General features: G+C 54.3%; 13 protein-coding genes and 1 riboswitch. All 13 genes read left to right on the plus strand.

The features are described 5' to 3' along the window. The first annotated feature begins 289 nt into the window (after positions 1 to 289). Positions 290 to 393, plus strand: a riboswitch (purine riboswitch). A gap of 165 nt (positions 394 to 558) precedes the next feature. The 13 genes from MKX63_RS05985 (at position 559) to MKX63_RS06045 (ending at position 15751) form a co-directional block, all read left to right on the plus strand. After that, on the plus strand, positions 559 to 1164 hold the full coding sequence (locus MKX63_RS05985) for a xanthine phosphoribosyltransferase (RefSeq protein WP_209868713.1): 606 nt from the start codon (positions 559 to 561) through the stop codon (positions 1162 to 1164). Then, the gene (locus tag MKX63_RS05990) at positions 1158 to 2456 is read left to right on the plus strand and encodes a nucleobase:cation symporter-2 family protein (protein ID WP_341015911.1); all 1299 of its coding nucleotides are present in this window, start codon (positions 1158 to 1160) and stop codon (positions 2454 to 2456) included. The genes MKX63_RS05985 and MKX63_RS05990 overlap by 7 nt, the downstream gene beginning before the upstream one ends. Positions 2457 to 2594: 138 nt before the next feature. Then, positions 2595 to 5663 carry an ATP-binding protein gene (locus MKX63_RS05995; protein ID WP_341015913.1) on the plus strand — a complete coding sequence of 1023 codons (3069 nt, stop codon included), beginning with the start codon at positions 2595 to 2597 and terminating at the stop codon, positions 5661 to 5663. Between the two features lie 39 nt (positions 5664 to 5702). Next, positions 5703 to 6839 (plus strand): response regulator, encoded by a 1137-nt coding sequence (locus MKX63_RS06000; RefSeq protein WP_341015914.1) that lies wholly within the window; start codon positions 5703 to 5705, stop codon positions 6837 to 6839. Between the two features lie 146 nt (positions 6840 to 6985). Next, positions 6986 to 7204 (plus strand): hypothetical protein, encoded by a 219-nt coding sequence (locus tag MKX63_RS06005; protein WP_036691939.1) that lies wholly within the window; start codon positions 6986 to 6988, stop codon positions 7202 to 7204. A gap of 29 nt (positions 7205 to 7233) precedes the next feature. After that, positions 7234 to 7920: a hypothetical protein gene (locus tag MKX63_RS06010; protein WP_341015915.1), complete on the plus strand. Its 687-nt coding sequence runs from the start codon at positions 7234 to 7236 to the stop codon at positions 7918 to 7920. Then, positions 7917 to 9140 (plus strand): glutathionylspermidine synthase family protein, encoded by a 1224-nt coding sequence (locus MKX63_RS06015; RefSeq protein ID WP_341015917.1) that lies wholly within the window; start codon positions 7917 to 7919, stop codon positions 9138 to 9140. The genes MKX63_RS06010 and MKX63_RS06015 overlap by 4 nt, the downstream gene beginning before the upstream one ends. Next, positions 9127 to 9780: a signal peptide protein gene (locus tag MKX63_RS06020; RefSeq protein ID WP_341015918.1), complete on the plus strand. Its 654-nt coding sequence runs from the start codon at positions 9127 to 9129 to the stop codon at positions 9778 to 9780. Before MKX63_RS06015 ends, MKX63_RS06020 begins: the two co-directional genes overlap by 14 nt. After that, on the plus strand, positions 9777 to 10169 hold the full coding sequence (locus MKX63_RS06025) for a DUF350 domain-containing protein (protein WP_341015919.1): 393 nt from the start codon (positions 9777 to 9779) through the stop codon (positions 10167 to 10169). Before MKX63_RS06020 ends, MKX63_RS06025 begins: the two co-directional genes overlap by 4 nt. A 92-nt stretch (positions 10170 to 10261) precedes the next feature. Next, positions 10262 to 11278 (plus strand): potassium channel protein, encoded by a 1017-nt coding sequence (locus MKX63_RS06030; protein ID WP_341015920.1) that lies wholly within the window; start codon positions 10262 to 10264, stop codon positions 11276 to 11278. Positions 11279 to 11467: 189 nt separating this feature from the next. Next, complete coding sequence (locus tag MKX63_RS06035; protein ID WP_341015921.1) at positions 11468 to 12628, plus strand: hypothetical protein; 1161 nt, start codon at positions 11468 to 11470, stop codon at positions 12626 to 12628. Positions 12629 to 12650: 22 nt separating this feature from the next. Continuing rightward, a complete protein-coding gene (gene wsfD / locus MKX63_RS06040; protein ID WP_341015922.1) occupies positions 12651 to 14198 on the plus strand; it encodes a glycan biosynthesis hexose transferase WsfD in 1548 nt (515 codons plus the stop codon). Further along, complete coding sequence (locus MKX63_RS06045) at positions 14195 to 15751, plus strand: hypothetical protein (RefSeq protein WP_341015923.1); 1557 nt, start codon at positions 14195 to 14197, stop codon at positions 15749 to 15751. Before wsfD ends, MKX63_RS06045 begins: the two co-directional genes overlap by 4 nt. Positions 15752 to 15761: the final 10 nt, after the last annotated feature.

The raw sequence follows: 15761 nt of genomic DNA on the forward strand, positions 1-15761 counted from the left end.
ATAGTAGCTGAAGTTGCTAACCAAACCTGTTGTTTTATTCTCATTGTTCGCCGCCTTTGTTCAGTTAGAATGTTAAGCTATATAATTATAGCTTTTATGGAGCTTCAGTGATATAGAAGACATGAAGAAAACACCGGAAACCTAAAATTTACAAGGCTTTCCGGAGGCAGCCCCACTTTTGCCTGGGGTTTCATGAAAACTTTGAAATCACCGCAATTTACTTAAAATTTTGCTTGTAAGCAGCGGGGAGAGCGTGTAAGATAACAGACATGCTTCATGAATAGATTTCATATAACAGATTCATATAACTCATATAATCTTGGGAATATGGCCCATAAGTTTCTACCGGATAGCCACTGTAATTATCCGACTATGAGTGAAATAGCGCATCTAGGGTTCCGTTTCTTGTGCTGCGGCACGGGGAGGCTGGTCCAAGCGATGCGGACACGTATATGTGTTACACCACCAAGGGACAAAAACCCAGAAGGACAGATTCACTTGAGAGAAGCACTCAGGGAATCTGTCCTTTTTTATTTCTAAGGAGGAAGATCCGCCGTAATGAAAGTATTGGAAGAACGTATTAGACAAGAAGGCTTAATTCTATCGGAGACTGTACTGAAAGTAGACTCATTTCTGAACCACCAGGTAGACACGGCGCTTGCGCTTGCGATCGGGAAGGAATTTGCAGCGGTCTTCGGGGACCGGCAGATCACCAAGGTGCTGACTGTGGAAGCCAGCGGCATCCAGTTCGCCATGGCGGCGGGCATTGCGCTGGGCGTGCCGTTCATCTATGCCAAGAAGAAGAAGGCAGTCACCTTGTCCGAAGCGGTATATTCGGCACCGGTTCACTCCTTCACCCGTCAGGAGGACTACCAGATCAGCATTTCGCAGAAATATCTCGGGCCGGACGATACCGTATTGATTGTCGATGATTTCCTCGCTACCGGTGCGGCACTTGTAGGGTTATGCGATATCGTAGCAGAGTCCGGGGCGCAGCTGGCCGGGGTCGGTTGTGTCATCGAGAAGAGCTTCCAGGAGGGACGCGGTCTGCTGGAGCAGCGCGGAGTTCCGGTGTATTCCCTGGCGCGGATTGCTTCCATGTCGCCGGGTGAGATTCATTTCATAGATAATGAAGGATTAATCAAGGAGCGTGCAGGATGTTAAGCAAACAGAAGATATTCGCCTTAGGGCTTCAGCATGTGCTGGCGATGTACGCCGGAGCGGTCATAGTACCGCTGGTTGTCGGGGGAGCGCTCAATTTGAACGGTACGCAGATGGCGTATCTGATTGCAGCGGATCTGTTCACCTGCGGACTGGCAACTCTGCTGCAGATTATGGGCAGCAAATATTTCGGAAGCGGGCTGCCGGTGGTTCTCGGCTGTACCTTCACGGCCGTTAGCCCGATTATCGCTATCGCTTCAGGCTCCAATCTGGCGACCGCTTATGGTGCAATCATTATCTCCGGGTTGTTCGTGGTGCTGGCAGCCCCGGTGTACGGGAAGCTGCTGAAGTTCTTCCCGACCGTGGTCACCGGCTCGGTAGTCACAATCATCGGACTGTCGCTGATTCCCGTCGCAATGAATAATGTGGCCGGCGGACAGGGAAGCGCCGACTTCGGGCAGCCCCGCAATCTGCTGCTGGCTCTGATTACTCTGCTCGTTATTCTGGCCGTGAACCGGCTGACTACAGGGTTCCTTCGCTCCGTATCCGTACTGGTAGGACTTGTAGTGGGTACTGTAATCGGCTATGCCATGGGCATCGTGCATTTCTCTACCGTGACCACAGCTTCGTGGGTTAGCGTCGCACAGCCGTTCTACTTCGGCTGGCCGCAGTTTAGCATCACCGCAATCTTCACAATGATTATCGTGAATATCGTGTCTATGGTCGAATCGACAGGGGTCTACTTTGCCGTTGGTAAGGCGACGGACCAGCAGGTGGAGCAGAAGCAGATCGTGAACGGCCTGCGTTCTGAGGGACTGGCCATCATGCTGGGCGGCCTGTTCAACGCCTTCCCGTACACCGCATTCTCCCAGAATGTCGGCTTGCTGTCGCTGACGCGGGTGAAGACGCGGAATGTTATTTTTGCGGCAGGCGGAATTATGGTCGTACTTGGGCTGCTGCCGAAGCTGGCGGCATTGACTACAGTTGTGCCGAATGCAGTGCTGGGCGGGGCGATGATCGTTATGTTCGGCTCGGTTGCTGCTTCCGGCATGTCGATTCTGTCCGATGTGGATCTGCGCAAGGACGGCAATCTGCTGATCGCCGCCTGCAGCATCGCGGTGGGCCTCGGCTCTGCGGTGCTTCCGTCCATGTTCGACCAGCTTCCCGAATTCGCCAGAATGTTATTGCAGAACGGAATCGTATCCGGATCGCTGACAGCGATCATTCTCAATATCTTCTTGTCGAAGACCCAGGAGAGTGCGGTTCCTGCAGCCGCCGCTCCGGAAACGAAGTAAAATATTCCATACACGTAACTCTAATCAGATGAACAGCCGATTCCGAAATAAATGGAACTCGGCTTTTTTTTTGCTTCAGATGAACGGAGCCTGTTGTATAATTTATACAATGACAACTAGAAGGGACTGGCAGAGGGTATGAGAAAGTATTGGCTGAGTATTCTCGGCAGTCTGGTGCTGGTGCTGATCGTTCCGCTGCTCTCGGTCCTCCAGACACATCAGATCAAGGGAGACAGGCCGCAGGCCGTGCAGGGAGTGATTGACCTTCGCTCTTGGGACTCCCGCCACGACGGAATTATGAAGCTGGATGGAGAGTGGGAGCTGTACCGCGATGTGCTGCTCTCGCCTGAGGATTTCCATCCGGTAAACGCAGGTAAGGAGGTTCCCGCCGCCTCTACGATGATTCAGGTTCCGGGGAAGTGGAACGATGATATCGCTGAACAGGGCGAGCGCAGAGCCAAAGGCTATGCTACCTACCGCCTTCAGGCGAAGATTACCCCAGGGGAACCCATGGTCTACGGCCTGCGCACCAGCAACATCCGCAGTGCAAGCAAAGTCTATCTGAACGGGCAGGAGATTGGGAGCAGCGGGACTCCGGCAGCCTCAGTCTCTGAGGGCAGACAGAATAACATGCCTTTTATGGGATTCGCCTCTGTAACCGGGGATACCCTGGAGATTATTGTGCAGGTGGCTAACTATAGCTACTCCTCAGGCGGGATCGTCCAGCCGATAGTGATAGGTAATCAGTCCGCTATTATGAAACATAGGGAATTCTCCCTGTTTGTAGACGGGGCTGCGCTAATAGGATTCTTCGTGCTATCCCTCTTTCTGCTGATGTTCTCCAAGGTAAGGGAGAGCCGGGGGGTCACATTATACCTGGGATTGTTCTGCATAGCGGCCTTTGTCTACATTTTCACGCATGGCGAAAAGCTCATCCTGACGGCGCTGCCCGGCTTCCCTTACGAGATTATACTCAAGCTGCAGCTCGCGTCCTCTACCCTGGTGTATTATTATCTGCTTCACTATGTCGCCAATTCAGTGAATTACCCGATGTCTATCGGGGTAATTAAGGCCTCCAGGCTGGTTACGGCATTCCTGCTGCTGATTGCTGCCTTCGTCCCGGCCTATCTGTTCAGCTATCTGGAGGTGCTGCTGCTGACCTGGGGCTCGGTAAGCCTGGGCTTCGTGCTCTACTCCATGGTGCAGGGCACCCGGCGAAATCCGAAGAATATGTTCCTGATGATGGTCAGCATCGAGAGCCTGAGCGTGGTTATTATCTATTATCTGGTCAGCTTCATGGGCCTGGGCTTCAGCTATTTCATCATCTCCTACGAGATTCTCCTGTTCGGATTTGTACAGGCAATTCTGATGACCCGGCAATACGCAGCCTCCTTCCAAGAGGTGGAACAGCTCTCACGCCGCCTTTTGTCGCTTGACGGATTGAAGGATGATTTCATCTCTGACACCTCGCAGGAGCTGCGGAGACCGCTGCAGGGGATTGTCAACATGGCCAAGGTGCTGGCGCAGGGTACGGCCGGCTCCATCAGCACTGCCCAGCAGGATCAGCTGCTCACGATTGTCTCCACCGGCAAGCGGCTTACAGCCTTGATCCATGATATGTCGGACTTCGCCAAGCTGAATCACGGCGCGCTCTTCCTCCGCCGGCAGGCCGTCGATCTCCGCATGGCAGCTTCCTCCATTATGGCTGTCACCCGTCAAGTGTATGGCAACAGCCAGCTGGAATTCCGGCTGAATCTGCCCGGGCAGCTTCCGCTGCTGGAGACGGATGAGCAGCGGCTTGCCCAGATCCTGCATAATTTATTGGCAAATGCAGTGAATTATACGCCCAGAGGCGTGATAACGCTGTCTGCTGAGGTTAAAGAAGAGTATGTTGCTATTATCATAACGGATACCGGTCAGGGCATCCCGCCTGAGCGTCTGCGTACGATCTTCGATGCAAATGATCCAAGCGGTCCTGCCGCGAGTAAGGTCTACCGGGAGAACGGGCTTGGCCTCAGTATTACCCAGAGACTTGTAGAGCTGACAGGCGGGGAGATTACGGTGCGTTCCGAGCTGGGGCACGGCTCGGTCTTCAGCTTCACCCAGCCGGTATTGCAGCGAAGCAATGCGCTGCTGGAGGAATTCGGGGAACTTCAAGGCTGGGAGACAGCGCCTTCGTACACGTTTCCCGGGGAAGAGCCTGTGCCGCCGCCGTCTGAGGACTGTTGCTCCATCCTTGTGGTGGATAATGATCCTGTTAATCTTCGCGTGCTGGTTGGTGTACTACAGCTGGAGAACCATTCAGTGATTACCGCCAGCAGCGGGGCTGAAGCGATTCAGATCATTCAGCAGCATCCTGAGCTTGATCTGGTAATTGCCGACTGGGTCATGCCGGAGATGCCCGGGCTTCTGCTCTGTAAGGCCATCCGTGAACGGTTCACCTTGTCTGAGCTGCCGATTCTGGTGCTCATGGCGAGCAGCCGGCCTGATGACATTCTTGCAGCCTTCGAGGCTGGAGCGAATGATTATCTGAGCAAGCCGGTGGAGGTGCGCGAATTCAAGGCGCGGATGCAGACCCTGCTGGATATGCGCAAGTCGATCCGTGTATCCGTCCAGTCAGAGATTGCTTTCCTGCAGGCGCAGATCAAACCGCATTTCTTATATAATGCGCTGAACGCGATTATCTCGGTCTGTCCGGAGGACCCGGATAAGGCCACAGAGCTGCTGCTGGACCTCAGCCAATATCTGCGGAGCAGCTTCGACTTCCAGAACCGGGGACAGACGGTTTCTATGGAGAAGGAGCTGGGACTGGTCAAATCATATCTGGCGCTGGAGCAGGCACGGTTCGATGAACGGCTGAATATCGAGTTCGATGTGCCGGAGGATGTAATGGCGATGGTTCCGCCGCTGAGCATTCAGCCGATTGTGGAGAATGCTGTGAATCATGGCCTGATGCAGAAGGAGAGCGGGGGGACCGTAAGGCTGACCGTCGAGCTGCTGCCGGGCAGGCTCAAGGTAGCGGTCACGGATGACGGTGTAGGCATGACCCCGGAGAAGATTGCAGAGATCCTCTCGGAAGAGCGGACAGAGGGGGGCATCGGACTGCGCAATATTCAGAACCGTCTGCTGAAGATGTACGGAGCAGGCCTGAATATCGACAGTGCACCGGGAAGGGGAACTGCTATATCATATACCATCCCCACCTAAAGGCAGCTGAGAACGACGAAGAGGAGGTGAGTCCGGACGATGAAGGCCATATTGATTGATGATGAGAAACCAGCGCTGCAGCATCTGGAGCGGATGCTCCAGAAGGATGGGCGTCTTACGATTACCGGGAAATTCACCTCGGCACGCCTGGGGCTTGCGCATCTGGAACGGGAGAAGGCGGATATTGTATTCCTGGATATCGGGATGCCGGAGATGAACGGACTGGAAGCCGGTGAATACATTGCCGGGATGGACCGGAGTATCCGGATTGTCTATATCACCGCGTACAGTGAGTATGCCATCGAAGCCTTTGAGCTCAATGCTGCAGATTATTTACTGAAGCCGGTGACCTCCCAGCGGTTAAGCAAAACCCTTGAGCGTCTGGAGGTCGGCAAGGAGAGCGCTGAACTGAAGATGCTGCCTGCCCAGGCGTCTGCGGCGCCCGTTAAGGAGCTGTCCATCCTCTGCTTCCACCGCCTTGAATTCACAGACAGCACGGAGCCGGGGCGCAAAATGCAGTGGAGAACAAGCAAGGCGCAGGAGGTCTTCGCCCTGCTGCTGCATAACCGCGGCCAGTGGATACTCAAGGACACCATTGTGGATCTCGTCTGGCCCGATTTCAAGCCTGAGAAGGCCGTCACTAACCTGCATACCACGGTATACCATATCCGCAAGCTGCTGAAGGCCTGGGATATGGAGGTGCTCGTCGAATTCTCACAGGAGCGGTACAGGCTGACCAAGGAGCAGGTGCTGCTGGATGTGGAGGAGTTCGAGCTGGGCTACGCCGGTACGCCGGTGGAGTCAGAAGAGGAATGGCTGCGCCGGGAAAAAATATTGAAGCTGTACCGTGGGGACTATCTGCAGGAGCATCATTACGACTGGGCAGAAATCCGGCGCAAGGAGCTGCAGGTCCGGTATATCCGCATGGCGCTGCATTCCGCCGAATATGAGCTGTCCTCCGGCCGTCCCCGGCTGGCGCTGGAGCGGCTGCTGGATCTGCAGGCAGCAGATCCTTATTCCGACCAGCTCTGCAGGCTGATTCTGCGAAGTTACGCCGACCTGGGGGATTTCATCGGGTTCAGGACACACTACGATAAGTACAAGGAGCTCCTGGAGAATGAGCTGGGTATCCGCCCCGACCAGGTTATGGACAGTTGGGTCCAGAAGGTATTGTAAGCCCGTAGCCGGCCACTGCAAAACTGCTTGTTGTCATTATTATTTATATGCTGTGGTATACATATTCAAGGCTGCGGGAGTTGAAACGAAAGCGTCATGACAGCGTATCAGAAGCATACGAATATTCAAGAGGAGATGGAGTGGGAATGGATAACGGGTTGAAGGTCATCCTGTTCGAGAAGCTGCCTGAAGGCGACCTGCAAATGATTGAAGAGCGTGTCTGGAGCATGAATATGGTCACGGCGCTTGAACATGTCAATTATATTGTCGTTGGCGGCCGCGAGTTCGAGGCGGTTGAGGGAAGGCTGAATGTGGATGAAGGGAAGCTGGAGCTTCTGCTGGTTCCCATGCGTACGGAAGGTTAAGAATGAATACCAGGAAAGGAGGTCCCAAGTTGGAAAAAGACGAAAGTGCTAAAGAGCCCGCAATCAGCAGGCTGTTCACGCCGGACGGCAAACCCGTCCGCGTATTATCCACCTCCCTCGGGATTGCGCTGCTGGCGAACGCATTATTCATTCCCGGCGGCGCAGGCGCAAGCGGCACCGGAGGCGAGGAGCCTAAGCTGGTCTCCTGGTCTACCGAGGAGGTTAAGCAATATTTCGATAAGAATGTAGACTGGAATATTCCATACCCGGAAGACCAGGAAGAGAAGGTTCAGGAAGGGCAGGGGGCAGTAACCTCCGGCGGTACGACGGTAATCAACAACTACGGCGGCTACAACTCGGGGTTCGGCTGGGATGATGTGCTTCTGTACCACATGCTCTTCAATAGCGGTTCGTTCTATTCTTCCAGAGGCTGGTACAATGACAGGCCTACTTATTATGGAGGTACACGCAATACCTATAAACCGCCCTCCTATAATAGCGGACGATTCCAGAACAAGCCGGTGGCCGGCTCGGTGGTGAAGCCGAAGACCTCAACTTCATCCACCGGTTCCATTACCAGAAGGAATACCTCTTCCAAATCGGGCGGTATCGGCGGCACCTCCAGCGGATTGGGTTCGAGCAAATCCAAATCCGGCTCCAGTAAAAGCTCCGGCAAAAGCTCGGTGCGCTCCGGCAAGAGCGGGTTCGGCGGATGATCCAGGCGGAGCAGGCATTCGAATATATAGACCAGTCCGGTCTGGAACGTGCTCCCCGGGTAGAGCGGCTGCATGAGCTGGGCTTCACCTGGGCCGACCTGGAGGATGAGGAATACTGGCTGGACGCTGTGGCTGTGATGCGCAGTGAGACCTACCAGGAATTGAAGGAAGCCGCCGCAGCGCTATGGGCGATTCTGGATAAGGCCGTGCGTTATGTCCATCTGAGACATGACCTGTACGACCTCCTGGGGATTCCTCCGGTGCTGTGGCAGATGCTGGATGACTGTCCATTGCCGGAGCCGGGACTAATCAGCCGGTATGCCCGGTTCGATTTTGCTGTGGCCGGGGATGGTACGATTAAGCTGCTGGAGCTGAATGCGGATACTCCGACAGGTTATGTGGAAGCCTCCATTGCTACGCCGTGGATCTGCGCGGAAGCAGGCGTCGGAAGCGCGAATGCGGCCATGAAGCAGCAGCTTGCCGCAGCCTGGAGTGTAGAACGGCCCGACACGGTAGCCTGTGTGGATTATGGCAGCCACGAGGAAGACAGCGGAACGATTGAGGCGCTCGCTGCGCATAGCGGGCTGGATGTCCGTTGTGTGGATTGTCTGGATCTGTGGATTGATGAGGGCGTGGTCAAGGACGGGGAGAACCGGATCATAGAGCGGATGTTCGCGCTGTATCCGAAGGAGTGGATGGCCGTAGATGAAGGCGGCGAGGCTCTGGCCTATGCCATTGAGAGCGGGAAGCTCCAGCTGTTCAACGGACCGCATAGCATCATCCTCCAGTCCAAGGGGCTGATGGCTGCTGTCTGGGGAATGTATGAGCTTGGCCTGCTGTTCACGGAGCCGGAACGCGAGGCCATCTCCCGGTACATCCTGCCAACTTACAATAAGGCAGTCTTCTCAGAGAGCTTTGTATCCAAATCGGTATTCGGCCGCGAAGGCGGATCTGTACGGATCTTTGATGACAGTGGCGTGCTTGAGATCGAGGACGAGGAGGGCTACGACAGCAGCCAGCTATTCCCCGTGGTCTATCAGAAAAGGGCCGAAATGGCCCGGATCATGACGGCGGAGGGTGAGCTGCACCTGCTGACCGGCATGTTCGTCATTAACGGAACGCCCTGCGGGCTGCTTGGCCGGGCCGGCGGGCCGATTACAGGCAATGCCAGTCATTTTATCGCGCTAGGAGTGAGGGGGCTTGAAGATGTTCAAGGATAGAGAGGGGCATGCTGCCGGGCGCAGATCCCGGAGCGCCCTGCTGACTGCATTGCTGCTGCTGGCGGTTATGGTGCTGAGTGCATGTTCGGCGAATAGCGACAGTGTATTTCATACGGGTACGGACACAACGGATAACGTATCACGTGTACCGTGGGATTACCGGGTGGTGGAAGGCAAGGTTGGCGATCTGGTCGGCAGCGATATGACGATATTGCCGGATAATGAGCTGCTTCCCAACGACGGGAATTATGCTACAGGCGACACTGTCTGGACGCTTCAGTTCATGGACGCCGAGCTGGTGACGGATGCCGACCAGAAGAATGAGATCAAGCTGTCCGCCTGGACGACGCTTAAATCCTACGCCGACCAGAAGGCGGCCACGGAGGATCTGGCTAATCTCAAGGTATCTATCACTACGGATGTGGACCTGGTTGGCGTGTACAAGACGGAATACCAGAGCAAGACCAGAAATTTCGCAGTGCTGGAGCTGCCTTCCGGCAACCGGATCAAGCAGCCGATTGATGACAAGCGCTATGCCGCGCTGGAGAAGCAGAAGACAGCTTCTGTGGTGCTGGAGGAAGTACATGATTTCGCCGACTATGATTCGGCCTATGCGAAATTTCGGGGGTGGGCTAAATGACGATCGTAATTAATCTGGTGGTCAGTATTCTGACCATTGTTCTGCTTCAAGTGCTGGGGATGGTGATCTTCGCGCTCATGACTCCCTTCAAGGATATGGAGGAGCTGAAGAAGGGGAATGTGGCGGTAGCGCTGGCGTTCGGCGGCAAGTTCCTGGCGACGGCGGTCATTCTTGGAGTAGCGGCTTATACCAATACCTCCATCTGGTTCATGATGCTCTGGTTCGCGGTGGGCTATGTCTGCCTGATCGCTTCTTACTGGATCTTCGAGCTGTTCACACCCGGCTTCCGGATTTCAGAGCAGCTGCAGAAGGGGAATGTGGCGGTCGGCGTCATGCTCTGCATGGTGTTCATCGGGACGGCCTTCGCAGTCAGCAGTCTGATTATTTAGTTTTGGCAGGCGGCCGGCAGTTGTGCCCCGCAAGGGACTAGACGCAGGCTGCTGCCCGCCGGCTCAATTCAACCGGGAGGCAGGGATGAGCGTTGCATTTTCTAATCCAATTATCCGGCAAGCTGCTTCATCTGAAGAAGAAGTCCATTGCTTTTATTATTCTGGCCTTCATTCTTCTAAGTGCAACCATCGCCTTCCTGCTGGAGCCGGACACGTTTCATAGCTGGTTCAACGCCTTTTATTGGGTGATGACCACCATGGCTACTGTAGGGTATGGCGATTACTTCGCCGCTACCGTTACCGGCAAAGTATTTACGATTTTCTTATATATCTTTGGCATTGGTCTGCTCAGTCTGGTGATCGGCAAGATTATCGATGCCATGGGCGAGATGCAGCGCAGGAGAGGAGCCGGAACGTTGACCTTTCACGGACAACATCATGTGGTGCTGATTAACTGGAACCGCAAGACACAGGCGGCAGTAGATGAGATTCTGTGTTACGACAGGGAATGCAAAGTGGTCATTATCGATGAGAACGGACGGCATCCGCTGGAAGCCATGGAGCAGGTCCACTTCATCAGCGGCGATGCTGCAAGCGATGACATTCTGCTGAAGGCAAATATCGGGAGCGCCAGAGCAGCGATTGTGTTCAGCGACACCCGTATCGACGAAGCTTCCTTGAGCGACGGCAAGTCGCTGCTGATTGCTTCCAGCATTGAGCGGATTGCCCCGCAGGTACATACAACCGTAGAGATTATGCAGGAAAAGAACATTCAGAACTTCAAGCATGTGCAGGTGAACGAGTTCGTGCTCTCCCATGATGCGATCTCCAGACTGGCCGTCCGCTCTGCCCTGCAGGAGGGGAATTCTGAGGTGATCACCCAGCTTCTCAGCCGTGAGCACGGGGATGATATCTATGAAATTCCCCGCCGCCGCGGCTGGACAACCTATGGTGAGGCCTTTCAGGACCTGCTGCGCGAGGGGGCGACCCTGCTGTCCGACCGCGGTGATCTGGGCATTAACCGTAAGCTGGACCAGCCGATTCCGGCAGATGCCAGACTCTACATCGTCGCCGATGAGGCCACGTACCGGAGAATTAAAGAGAGCTAGAGATAATACCTAAGCATTCATAAGAGCTGTTCCGGTCGTTAAGACTAGGAGCAGCTCTTTTTTTTGGAGAAAAAGGAGAAATATGTGATGCTGACACATAATGTTCGAAGAAACAGTAAATAATGTGACAATAATTACCGTTATATTAGTATGGATCAATTGGTAGTTGTCATTTAAGGATGTGATCGATTGGAAAGCAGATATAAGAAGGCTGCTGTTCTGGGGATGTCGCTGCTCCTGCTAACCTCCTGCGGCGGCAATCAGGCCGGCCCGGCGCCATCCTCTCCCGTCTATACTCCGGCGGTCTCTCCCGCAGGGACTACCCGGCCGGATGAAGCGCCGCAGCTTGAGCCTACAAGGGAACAGCAGGAATTATTCCATTTCATAAATACGCAGCTTACAGGCCCCGACGGGGTATATACGAATCTGAAGGAGACCTCTGAAGCGGCAGAGGTAGCTACCGGCCATGAGATTCTGAGTGAGTCCGCTTCTCTCCTGATGGAGACGGCAGTCCGGACCCGCAATCAGGAGCTGTTTGACCGGCAGTGGGAGACGGCCCGCAGAACCTTCGATATGGAGGGCGGTTTCAGCTACCGCTACAGTCCCAAGCAGCAGAAGCGTTATCCCGTGAATGCAGCGGTGGATGACCTGCGGATGATCGGAGCTTTATATGAGGCGGGGCAGGCATTTAACCAGCCGGAATATACCAGAGAAGCCGATAAATATGGAGAACGGTTCTATAAAAACAATACTAAAAAAGGTTACATTTATGACATCTATGACAATTATTTGAAAGTGGTCAACGGATTCGTAACTTTGTGTTATATTGATCTGAGTGTATTGCAGAAATTGTCGATATCTAGCGAATTACAAGATAATTTGTTGAAGAATATGAGCGGTATTTTGGAGGAGGGATATTTGTCCGATTCTTTTCCATTCTATGAGACCCGCTTCGATTACCAGAGTGGACAGTACAGCTCCGAAGGCATCAACTCGGTAGAATCTCTGCTGACTATTCTTCATCTGGCAGAGACCGGCCGACAAAAGCCGGCAAGCATCAGCTTCATCAAAGCTCAGGTCGCAGCGGGAACCTTATTCGGACAATATACACGTGAGGGCAAGCCGGCTAATGATATCCGTTCAACAGCGGTCTATGCACTCACAGCCATGATTGGAGCCGTGCTGGAGGATGGTGAGCTCTATCGGTCCAGTATAGAACGGATGAATGAATTCAGAGTGACAGATCCTTCAAGTCCGCTATACGGCGGCTTTGGTGATCCTGCCTCCGGGCAGGCATATTCTTTTGATAACCTGATGGCACTGCTGGCTTACTCCTATAAGGCTCCATAATATAACCAAAAGGGGAATCGGAATGATAGACAACCTAGAGCTTACATCGACCCGGCCCGGTATCACGTTAGCTGGCTTTCGGATTACTCCGGCATTTGCCGCCGCGTTCTGCGTGCTGCTGGTGACGGCTATTTCGCTGTTTACCTCCCCTTATATCGGCATGGCGGATAACGGAGACTTTTACCGGATTATATATAGCAACGGCCTGTATTTCAACGCTCCGGACTATGACAGCCAGTACTTCGGCTATTTCGTGAAGCAGTTCGGAATCTTTCAATATTTCAACGAGAACAGCACGATGGTGGTCTCCTCCCAGTCCCTGTTCATCAAGCTGGCAATCTTCGTCAACAAGCTGTTTTTCAGCCGCGAGGTCTTCGATATCCGCTTCCAGGCTGCAATCTACACCGTGCTGTATGTTGCCGCAGTCTACTTGCTGGTTGAAGCGATCACGGTGAAAATGTCACCTAAGCGGGGTATGGCAGTCGCGGCGCTTGCGGTGTTCATTTTCGGGGATACAGGCTATACCAACTATTTCAGCTCCTTCTTCGGCGAGAGCCTGGTGATGGTGACCATGATTCTGGTGTTCGCCTCCTGGCTGTTGCTGTACCGGAAGAGATATAACGATTATGCCATGCTGGCGATCCTGTTGATCAGCACCCTGATCCTGACTACCTCCAAGCAGCAGAATGCTCCGGTGGGGATGGTGATTTCCCTGCTCTCGATTCCGCTGGTGCTGATCCGCCGGGACAAGCTGTTCCGCTGGGTTACACTGCTGTCGGCCGGTCTGATGATGTTCGCCGGAATTGCGACGTATCTTAATATCTCCAAAGAGTTCGTGAATATTAACCAGTACCATGCGATGACGCGCGGGGTGCTGATGGAATCCAAGAATCCGGAGATCGCCCTTGATTCCTTCGGGATCAATGAACAGTACGCGATTCTCAAAGAGAATACGTACTATGACCAATACGGGACGGTGGATGTGAAATCCGAGCTGCTGGATAAAAATTTCTACAGCCGTTACGGCTTTGTCTCCATTCTGACCTATTATGCTTCGCACCCGAATGAGCTGGGCTCGATTCTGGACACGGCTGCTGAGAGTGCTTATAAAATTAAGCCGGCGGCTATGGGGAACTATGAACAGTCCGCAGGTAAGGAGTTCCGGGCGCAGAGCCATTTCTTCAGCTTGTACAGCACGCTTAAGGAGAAGCTGGCCCCCCGTCCCTTCGCCTTCATTCTTCTCTGGATGGCCGTAACAATAGGGGTCTATATGCCATCGTTCGCCCGGTCTGTCCGCACCCGGGATTTCCGGGGCATGCAGCGTCTGCTGGTGATTCTGGCTACGATGCTGGTCGGACTGTCAGGTATTGTAGTCTCCATTATCGGTGCGGGTGACGCGGATATTGCCAAGCATGAATTCCTGTTCACTCTAGCCTTCGATCTGATTATCTTCCAGACGGCTGCCAGCGTAATCGGCCGTGGAATCTCTTCACGCCGATCGGTGCCGTCTGCACCGTCTGCACGGCCGCTCAAGGAATATCCGGCACTGAATAAAGGGGTGGGCATGTGAGACGCAGAGGGATCGTCATTCTGCTGTTCCTTGTATTGACGGCTGAGCTGCTGCCCTCTGCCGGGCCGGCATCCGCTGCCGCTTCTCCGGCTCCGGCGCAGCGGATTCTGCTGCTGTTCGACAGCCTGGCGAAGAATACAGGCCAGGAGGGGAATGTGGCCGAGCTGCAGCGGCTGCTTGCCGCTTACAGCGCACAGGTCACGCTGAAGCCTATTTCCTCTTATGCGCCTGGCGGCATGAAGGGCTATTCTGGCGTGATCACTGTAATTAACAATGATGAGCTTGAGGTTACGAATCAAGCCTACCTTCAGGAGGCAGCCGGGTATAAGGGGGCTATGCTGCATGTTGGATATAGACCGCCTTCCCGGATGCAGCAGACGCTGCGGCTGAAGACCGGGGTATGGCATAGAGCGGGCGCAAGCCTCTCCATCGGCGGCTTCACCGGCATTCCGCTGGAGGCCGAAGGGATGCCCTATATAACCGCTTCGGCCGCAGGGCGTTCTTATGGAACGTGGTCCTCATCAGACGGGGGGGCACAAGTGCCGTTTGCGGTAAGCAGCGGCCGCTCCGCCTACCTGCCTTATCTGAAGCAGGGCGATTTCACAGCCATAGCAGCGGCCTATGTGCTGAAGGATTGGCTGCACTATACCGCGCAGCCGCAAATGTATCTGGTCATCAAGGAGATCTATCCCTTCTCGGATCTGAATCTGCTGGAGCAGCTGGCTGACCGCCTCTATACAAGCGGTATTCCCTTCATCGCGAGTGTCCGTCCGGTATTCGCAAATACCGATTTCCCCGCCATGAAGCGGTATCTGGAGGCGCTCAGAGCCGTCCAGTCCCGCAACGGCAGCATCATTGTCAATGCCCCTGCGGTCAGACCGCCGATCAATTCGAATGACCGGTCGCTGCGCGGGAAGATGAATCAGTTCATTAATGTGCTGGCGGAGGGGGGCGTGGCACCGCTCGGCGTTGCTGCCGAGAGCTACTGGACGTATGACAAGGAGTATTCTGCCGCAGGCATGGGGTTCTTCAATTCGGCGGTGCTTTTCCCGGATGGAGAGACTCACTATATGGAACAGACTGACACTTCAGTGGCCTTCTCTTCCTCTCTGTACAGTCTGCCTCCGGAGCTGCTGCAGGGGATTGGCAGAACAGGCAAGGCGATGCCGGAGCTTCCGCTGAATACGGCGGTAACGCTGGATCTGCCGGAGGATGAGCACGGACTGGAGGAACTTCTGCAGAATATGAATGCGGAATGGTATACCTTCGCAGACTATAAGCAGGAGGCCCATACGGTCCGCACCGATAAGCACAGCCTTGAGTCTGCTGACGGGGTGATCCGCATGGATGGCAACATACTGGATGTCGATTATACCCCGCAGAAGGTCGCCGTTGATTTCCAGTACAAGGAGAAGCAGGCGACGAGCTTCAACCGGCTGTTCAGCGTGCAGAATCAATTCTTCATCATCGTGATCCTGGCTGCACTGCTCTTGTTCGGCGGCCTGCTCACTATCGGCTACAGGCTGTACCGCAGGAAATATTTGAACAAGTAATCCCGGAAAA

Source organism: Paenibacillus sp. FSL R7-0179 (assembly GCF_038002265.1).
Taxonomy (GTDB): Bacteria; Bacillota; Bacilli; order Paenibacillales; family Paenibacillaceae; genus Paenibacillus_AQ.

Bases quoted from the DNA above. Each gene is read 5' to 3' on its own strand.
- MKX63_RS05985 (WP_209868713.1), top strand. From the start codon at position 559: ATGAAAGTATTGGAAGAACGTATTAGACAAGAAGGCTTAATTCTATCG.
- MKX63_RS05990 (WP_341015911.1), top strand. From the start codon at position 1,158: ATGTTAAGCAAACAGAAGATATTCGCCTTAGGGCTTCAGCATGTGCTG.
- MKX63_RS05995 (WP_341015913.1), top strand. From the start codon at position 2,595: ATGAGAAAGTATTGGCTGAGTATTCTCGGCAGTCTGGTGCTGGTGCTG.
- MKX63_RS06000 (WP_341015914.1), top strand. From the start codon at position 5,703: ATGAAGGCCATATTGATTGATGATGAGAAACCAGCGCTGCAGCATCTG.
- MKX63_RS06005 (WP_036691939.1), top strand. From the start codon at position 6,986: ATGGATAACGGGTTGAAGGTCATCCTGTTCGAGAAGCTGCCTGAAGGC.
- MKX63_RS06015 (WP_341015917.1), top strand. From the start codon at position 7,917: ATGATCCAGGCGGAGCAGGCATTCGAATATATAGACCAGTCCGGTCTG.
- MKX63_RS06020 (WP_341015918.1), top strand. From the start codon at position 9,127: ATGTTCAAGGATAGAGAGGGGCATGCTGCCGGGCGCAGATCCCGGAGC.
- MKX63_RS06025 (WP_341015919.1), top strand. From the start codon at position 9,777: ATGACGATCGTAATTAATCTGGTGGTCAGTATTCTGACCATTGTTCTG.
- wsfD (WP_341015922.1), top strand. From the start codon at position 12,651: ATGATAGACAACCTAGAGCTTACATCGACCCGGCCCGGTATCACGTTA.